At 73.9% G+C, this 7,003-nt stretch carries 8 protein-coding genes; 6 read left to right on the top strand and 2 right to left on the bottom strand.

Going from position 1 to position 7,003, the window contains the following annotated elements; translation table 11 throughout:
* Nucleotides 1-405 (bottom strand): hypothetical protein (locus tag QJR14_10500; GenBank protein ID MDI3318029.1); only part of this gene is annotated, 405 nt, incomplete at its 3' end.
* Between the two features lie 262 nt (nt 406-667).
* Between QJR14_10500 and QJR14_10495 the strand changes: the two genes are divergently transcribed.
* From QJR14_10495 to QJR14_10470, 6 genes are all read left to right on the top strand, one after another.
* Entirely contained in the window at nt 668-817 is a 150-nt protein-coding gene (locus tag QJR14_10495) for a hypothetical protein (protein MDI3318028.1), read from the top strand.
* Nucleotides 818-842: 25 nt separating this feature from the next.
* Nucleotides 843-1,265, top strand: coding sequence for an amidohydrolase family protein (locus QJR14_10490; protein ID MDI3318027.1), 423 nt, complete (start codon nt 843-845; stop codon nt 1,263-1,265).
* A gap of 587 nt (nt 1,266-1,852) precedes the next feature.
* On the top strand, nt 1,853-3,229 hold the full coding sequence (locus QJR14_10485; GenBank protein MDI3318026.1) for a four-carbon acid sugar kinase family protein: 1,377 nt from the start codon (nt 1,853-1,855) through the stop codon (nt 3,227-3,229).
* 22 nt (nt 3,230-3,251) lie between these two features.
* Complete coding sequence (gene pdxA / locus QJR14_10480; GenBank protein ID MDI3318025.1) at nt 3,252-4,295, top strand: 4-hydroxythreonine-4-phosphate dehydrogenase PdxA; 1,044 nt, start codon at nt 3,252-3,254, stop codon at nt 4,293-4,295.
* A gap of 159 nt (nt 4,296-4,454) precedes the next feature.
* Nucleotides 4,455-5,255 (top strand): ATP-binding cassette domain-containing protein, encoded by an 801-nt coding sequence (locus QJR14_10475; protein ID MDI3318024.1) that lies wholly within the window; start codon nt 4,455-4,457, stop codon nt 5,253-5,255.
* A 79-nt stretch (nt 5,256-5,334) separates the two neighbouring features.
* Nucleotides 5,335-6,099: an ABC transporter permease gene (locus tag QJR14_10470; protein MDI3318023.1), complete on the top strand. Its 765-nt coding sequence runs from the start codon at nt 5,335-5,337 to the stop codon at nt 6,097-6,099.
* Nucleotides 6,100-6,321: 222 nt separating this feature from the next.
* Here QJR14_10470 and QJR14_10465 read toward each other — a convergent pair whose 3' ends face one another.
* Nucleotides 6,322-6,804 carry a hypothetical protein gene (locus tag QJR14_10465; GenBank protein MDI3318022.1) on the bottom strand — a complete coding sequence of 161 codons (483 nt, stop codon included), beginning with the start codon at nt 6,802-6,804 and terminating at the stop codon, nt 6,322-6,324.
* Between the last annotated feature and the right edge of the window lie 199 nt (nt 6,805-7,003).

The following is a 7,003-nucleotide window of genomic DNA, read 5'->3' as shown; positions in this document are numbered from 1 at the left end:
GATCGCCTGCCGCGCGGCGGCGCCGTTCTGCTCCGGGTGGTCGAGCAGTACGTCGAGAGCCCAGCCGGTCCCCTGGATCTGGCCGGCGAGCAGCCGGTGGAAGCCCGCGAAGACCAGGAAGCGGCCGCCCTCGTCGAGCTGGAACGGGGGCAGCTCCGCGTCGGCCTCGAAGGGGTCGAGCGCGCCGTTCCACGCCGCGCGCAGCGCCTGCGCGTCTGCGAAGCTCCGCGCCCCCTTGTGAAGGGACGCCTTCCGCCGCCGGGCGGTTCCCTCCGGGCCTCGATCTCCCCGCGGGCCATTGGGCCAGGCCTGCTCCGACGCGCTCTCGAGTTCGGAAGCGGGTCCGCCGACGGAGCGGAGCCCGTGCGGAAGGAAGGTGAGGGGCGTCGCCCCCAGGCCGCGCACATGGCTCCGGAAGCTCGGCGAGTCCAGGCGGGCCTCCAGACGTCCTCACCCTCGGTCCGGTCCCGGTCGCTCGCCTCCACGGGAGGAAGCAGCCCCTTCACCTTCGACCGGCTCCAGCCGTCCGCCGCGCGGGGAGGGCGGCCCCGAGCGGCCGCTGCTCCCGCCTTCATCCGGACGGGCAGGAAGCCCCCCCGGTTCCCGTGGAATGCCTACCAGCAGACCTCCCCGGGGGTACCCGCCCCTGGAGCCCGGGACAGGGGGGATGGGCTTGCCGTTCCTGGCCGACCTCTTCGCCGTGCCGCTGGCCGGACAGCCGCTGGGGCGCTGGCTCCTGGCGCTGCTGCTGACCGTCGTCCTCGACGTCGCCCTGGTGCTGGTGCGCGACTGGGGCGCGCGCCTGCTGGAGGCCTGAGCTGGGCGCGAGGGCGGCGGACCACCTGGAGCACGCCTCGGAGGCGGGCCTGGCGGCCATGGCCCGGGCGGGGGCGGCGGCGGTCCTCCTGCCGGGCGCGACGCTCTACCTCGGCTCCGAGCCACCGCCGGCGCGACGGATGGTGGAGTTGGGGGTGGCGGTCGCGCTTGGAACCGACTCCAACCCGGGCACGAGCCCGATCGAGTCGCAGGCGGTGGCGATCGGCCTCGCCTGCACGCTCCTGCGCCTCACGCCCGGGGAGGCGCTGGTGGCGGCGACGCTCAACGCGGCGTGGGTGCTGGGGATCGAGGACCGCCTGGGCTCGCTGGAACCCGGGAAGGAAGCGGACCTCCTCCTCCTGGACGAACCCTCCCACCTGGCCATTCCCTACCGGCTCGGCTCCAACCTGGTGCGGGCGGTCTGGAAGCGGGGGCGTCGGGTGGCCTGAGCCCGCAAACGCCAACTCGACCCGAAGCCATGGCGGACGCTCGGCATGCTTCCGTTCTCCGTGATGCACAGGGGAGAGCAGGCGGGTCCTGGTCCGGTTCAAACCAGGCAGCAGGGTCGGACTCTTCCGATGGCGCGTCTCGAACGCGAGCTCTCGCGACTTCTGGAAAGGCGGCCGGTGGATCTGCTCACCATAGGCGACCTTCATCCGCCGATCAGGGAGAAGGTGTTGAAGGAGAAGCTCGTGATCTACTCGGAAGGGCGCTCCGGGTGAAGGAGCCGAGGGATGAGATCTGCCTCGCCGACATGGTCTCCGCGTGCGAGAAGATCCTACGGTGTGCCGAAGGACAGAGCCCGGTTTCGTTCGCGGAGGATGCCATGTTGCAGGACGCCGTTCTCCGAAACCTGACGGTCCTCGGGGAGTCGCCTCGGTCCAGGTCCCGATGCTGGCGGAGAGCGAGCAGCAGCTCCTGACGGCGGTCACGGGCGACCCTCCTTCGAAGCGGGTGGACCGCCTGACCGCGGACCGTTCGGCCGCGCCGGTCCTGTTCCGGCCCGTCGAGCAAGCGCAAGCGGGTGTGATCGTCGATGTCGTCGGAACTCCTCGCCGCCGTCCTGGCGGACGACCTGACGGGCGCCAACGCCACCGGTGTCCTTCTCTCCGGGCTGGGTCTGCGCGTGGCCGTGGAGCTGGAGAGGGGTCCGGGCGACCTGGACCGGGCCCCGGAAGCCCGGCCGGACGTCCTCGTGCTCCCCACCGAGAGCCGGCTCCTCCCGGCGGACCGGGCGCGGCGGGCGGTGGCACGCGCGGCCGGGCTGGCGCTGGCCGAGCGGCCGCGCCTCTTCGGCAAGCGCATCGACAGCACGCTCCGCGGCAACCTGGGCGCCGAGATCGACGCGGCCCTGGAAGCCTGGCAGGGAGCCTGGGAGGGAGCCGGCCGTCGGCCGCGGGCGCTGGTCGTGGCCGCCTATCCGGCCTCGGGGCGGACGGTCCGGGACGGCCTCCTCTACGTGCACGGCCGGCTTCTGGAGGAGACCGAGGTGGCGGTCGACCCGCGCACGCCGGTCCACCGGAGCGACGTGGCGGGGGTGATCGGCGAGCAGAGCCGGCGACCGGTGGCCCAGCTGAGGCTGGAGGCGATCCGCGGGGCCCGGGTGGAGACCCTGGCCGGCCGGCTGGAGCGCCTGGCCGGGCAGGCGGAGATCCTGGTGGCCGACGCCGAGACCGACGAGGAGATCGACCTCCTGGCGGAGGCGGTCCACCTCCTGGAGGAAGGGGGGAGCCCCTGCGGCCCCTTCCTCCTGGTCGATCCGGGGCCGGCCTTCGCCGCGCGGGTGCGCGTGGCGCTGGAGGCGGGGCGCCGCCGCGACCCGGTCCTGGTGGTGGCCGGCAGCGTCGCGCCCCTCGCCCTGGAACAGCTGGACGAGCTGGCCGCGCGCTTCGAGGCGCCCACCCTCCACTTCGACGCAGCCCGCTTCCTCGGGGAGCCGGAGGCCTGCGGCCGGCGCGCGGCCGGCGAGGTCGAGGGCGCGCTCCGGGCCGCGGCGGTCCGCCACGACCGGCTGCCCGTGGTCGTCGTGCGCACCGCCCGGCGGGAAGGCGACCGCCTCGACCTCGCGCCGGAGCAGGCCCTCCAGGTGACGCGCGGCCTGGGGGAGCTGGTCCGCCGCCTCGCCGGCGCGGCGCCGGTGGGCGGCCTGGTCCTCACCGGCGGCGAGGTGACCGCCGCCGTCTGCCGGGCGCTGGGCGCCCGCCGCCTGGAGCTGCTGGACGCGGTGGAGCCGCTGGCTGTCCACGCCCGGCTGGTGGGCGGCCTGGCGGACGGCCTCCCCCTCTGCACCAAGGGCGGCCTGGTGGGCGACCGGGCCAGCCTGGTCCGTTGCGTCCGTCATCTGGCCGGCTGCCCTTCGGCCCGGCGGCCAGGTGCGGGGCGCCGGGCCGGCGGCCGGACCCGGAGCGGGTGAAAAGAGAGGAGGGGCAGCCGGGATGAGTCCCGAGTCGCCGGGGAGCGGGAAGCTTCCGGTTCTCGCGCTGACCATGGGCGATCCGGCCGGCATCGGGCCGGAGATCTGCCTGGCGGCCGCAGCCGACGCGGAGGTCCGCGCCGTCGCCCGACCGCTGGTGGTGGGCGACCTGGGCGTGCTGGAACGCGCCCTGGTCGCCGTTCGCGGCCGCACCGTGCCCGCCGGCCTCCGGCTGCGGGCGGTGGACCGGCCGGGCGAGGCGTCGTTCGAACCCGGCACGGTGGAGGTGATCGACCTCGCCAACGTGCCGGCCGAGAGCTTCGAGTGGGGCGTCGTCCGCGCCGGCTTCGGCCGCGCCGCGTACGAGTACCTGGAGCGGGCCAGCCGCCTGGCCATGGCCGGCGAGGTGGACGCCGTGGTGACCGCGCCGATCCACAAGGAAGCCTGGCGCCTGGCCGGGATCCCGGCCGTCGGCCACACCGAGGCGCTCCAGATGCTGAGCGGCGCCGGCGAGAGCGTCACGCTGTTCGTCGTCCGGAACCTGCGCACGTTCTTCTACACACGCCACCTCCCGCTGGAGGAGGCGATCCACCGCATCCGGGAGGCGGGTCCGGGGGGGCTGGCACGCTTCCTGCGGACGGCGGACGCGCTCCTCCTGGGGCTCGGCATCGCGCCGCGCCGCATCGCCGTCGCCGGCCTCAACCCGCACGCCGGCGAGCACGGCCTCCTCGGCCGCGAGGAGCAGGAGGTGATCGGGCCCGCGGTCGCCCTGGCGCGCCAGGAAGGGGTCGACGCGCACGGCCCGGTCCCCGCCGACGCCGTCTACCACCAGGCGCTCCAGGGGCGCTGGGACGCGGTCGTCTCGCTCACCCACGACCAGGGGCACATCGCCACCAAGACGCTGGACTTCGAGCGGACCGTCAGCCTGACGCTGGGGCTGCCCTTCCTGCGCACCAGCGTCGACCACGGCACCGCCTTCGACATCGCCGGGAAGGGGGTGGCGAGCGCGGTCAGCATGAAGGAGGCGGCGCTGGTGGCGGCGCGCCAGCGTTCGGCCAAGGGGTAGCCGGGGCGGCGGATCCCTTCCTCGGGGAAGGCCGCCGCCTTGACGTTGTCCGCGAGCTCGCCCGCTCCGTGCAGGACCCCGGACAGGTCGGGTGCCCGAATTGTTTTGATCATCAATTAAAACGGTGCTACCATGCACCGAGGAAGAGGCGATGCCCCCTTGTCCGCGATGATCGAAGTCCGCGACCTCGTCAGGCGCTTCGGCGACCACGTCGCCGTCGACCGCATCAGCTTCCGGGTCGAGGCCGGCGAGGTCTTCGGCCTTCTCGGCCCCAACGGGGCCGGCAAGACGACCACCATCCGCATCCTGACCACGCTGCTCGAACCGACGTCGGGGACGGTCCGGGTGGGCGGATACGACGTGGTCCGCGACGGGGCGCAGGTCCGCCGCCTGCTGGGTTACGTCGGCCAGACACTCTCCGCCGACCCGACCCTGACCGGTTACGAGAACCTGCTCATCACCGCCAAGCTGCTCGGCCTGCCGGGGCGCGAACGGGCGCGGCGCATCGGGGAGCTGCTCCACCTCCTCCGCCTGGAGGAGGCGGCCGGGGAGCCGGTCCGCAACTACTCGGGGGGCATGGTCCGCCGCCTGGAGGTGGGCCAGGCGATCCTCCACCGCCCGCGCCTGCTGGTCCTGGACGAGCCGACGGTCGGCCTCGACCCGACCGGGCGCCACGCGGTCTGGTCGGCGCTGGAGGAGCTGCGCCGCGACTCCGGCATGACCATCCTGGTCACCACCCACTACATGGAGGAAGCGGAGCAGTACGCCGGCCGGATCGCCATCATGAACCACGGCCGGATCGCCCGCATCGGCACCGCAGCCGAGCTGAAGGCCTCCATCGGCCGGCCCGAGGCCAGCCTGGAAGAGGTCTTCACCGAGGTGACCGGCGACACCCTGGAATCGGGAGGAAGCTATCGTGAACTCCGGCAACTGGAGCGCCGCGTCCGGCGCTTCCACTGAGCTCCGCGCCGCCGCCTCCTCGCCCGGACGGCCGGAGCCGCAGCCGCAGGACAGGCCGCTCCACCCCCTGGCGGAGGGCCTGCTCGGGTACCTGCGCGGCAGCTGGGTGGTGGCCGAGCTGGAGGTGCGCAAACTCCGCCACGACCCGACGGAGCTCCTCACCCGCGCCGTCCAGCCCGCCCTCTGGCTGCTGGTCTTCGGCCAGGCCATGGGCCGGCTCCGCGCCATCCCCACCGGCCGCCTCGACTACCTGACGTTCATGACGCCGGGGATCCTCGCCCAGTCGGTCATGTTCATCTCGATCTTCTACGGCCTGGCCGTCATCTGGGACCGGGACGCCGGCATCCTGCAGAAGTTCCTCGTCCTGCCCATCCCCCGGGGAAGCTTCGTCACCGGCCGCGGGCTGGGCGCCGCCGTCCGCTCCCTCAGCCAGGCGGTGGTCATCCTGATCCTCGCCCTTCTCCTCCGCGTCCAGCTGCACTGGAGCCTGGTGGGGATCCTGGCGAGCCTGGCCACGGTCGTCCTCGGTGCCGCCTTCTTCTCCACCCTCTCCATGCTGATCGCCATCCTGGTCAAGACGCGCGAGCGCTTCATGGGCATCGGCCAGGTGATCACCATGCCGCTCTTCTTCGCCTCCAACGCCATCTACCCGCTGGCCATCATGCCCGCCTGGCTGCAGGTGGTCTCCCGCGTCAACCCGCTCAGCGCCGTGGTCGACCTGCTGCGCGGCTACCTGGTCTACGGCGGCACGCCCAACGCCCTGGCCGACTGGGGCTGGCTGCTGGCGGCGGTGGTGATCGCCCAGGTGATCGCCGCCCGGACCTATCACCGCTTGGCTTCCTGACGGTCGCGGCGGCGCGGAATCGCGGCCCGGACGCGCCGGGCGCCGCCCTGGGCGATCCTGGCACTCGTCCCGTCTCTCTCCCTGGTGGGCGCCGGCTCCGCAGCTGGCCGGATGACGCCTGGTCCCGTCGCCGTCAACTTCCTCGTCGCCGCGATGACGGCGGTCCTGCCGGCGGCCGTCCTCCGGGACGCCGGGCGTCGGAGTCCTGATCCGGCCTCGGGCTCAGGCTCCGTAGCCGCCGGCGCCCGCTTCCGGCCTTCGCAGCGGGCGCAGTAGACCACCCGGATCCGGCGGCGCCGGCCGTCCCGGCGACGCGGGGAGCGGCTGGACGACCGGGTTGCGGCCCCCCCTCTCCGCGGGATGCGGAGCCGCGGTCATCTCCCAGAGCCGCTTCCGCACGACGGGGTCTTCGTTGAGCGCGTCCAGGTTGCGCCAGAAGAGATCGGCCGGCCACGGGTTGGGGCCCAGGCGCGGGTTAAAGATCCAGCCCGCGAACTCGAAGACCTGTTCGCTCTCCCGGGCCACCGGTGCACGTTGCGCGGGGAGGAGGAGAGGGCCGGGCACGGCGCGGATCTCCCAACGGATGCCTTGGCCGTCCGCCTCGATCTGGAAGAGACGGATCAGCTCGGGCGTGCTCAGCCCCGGAACCGGGGGATGGGCCCAGATCTCACGCTGCAGGCGGCTCAGCCTCCCGAGGTCGACCACGATCCCCACCCCTGTCGGGCGGGCCTTGCGAGAAGCCCGCCCCGCCTGCCGGAGGCCCCGGGTCGCCGGCGCGGTCGACAGTCGACGGGTGGCCCCGGGGCTTCCGACGCCGCTGAACGTATCTCATGCGGTCGCCGCGAGCCATCCGGCGCCCGCCCGAGGGTGCGGACGCGGCCGCCGAGGGCGCGGGAGGCCGAGA

Source organism: Bacillota bacterium, from assembly GCA_029961055.1.
Lineage (GTDB): Bacteria > Bacillota > Sulfobacillia > JAIMAT01 > JAIMAT01 > JAIMAT01.
This window is presented reverse-complemented; position numbering and strand designations above follow the sequence as displayed.

Excerpts from the sequence above, each read along its gene's own strand:
- QJR14_10495 (MDI3318028.1), top strand. The coding sequence starts at position 668 with ATGGGCTTGCCGTTCCTGGCCGACCTCTTCGCCGTGCCGCTGGCCGGA.
- QJR14_10485 (MDI3318026.1), top strand. The coding sequence starts at position 1,853 with ATGTCGTCGGAACTCCTCGCCGCCGTCCTGGCGGACGACCTGACGGGC.
- pdxA (MDI3318025.1), top strand. The coding sequence starts at position 3,252 with ATGAGTCCCGAGTCGCCGGGGAGCGGGAAGCTTCCGGTTCTCGCGCTG.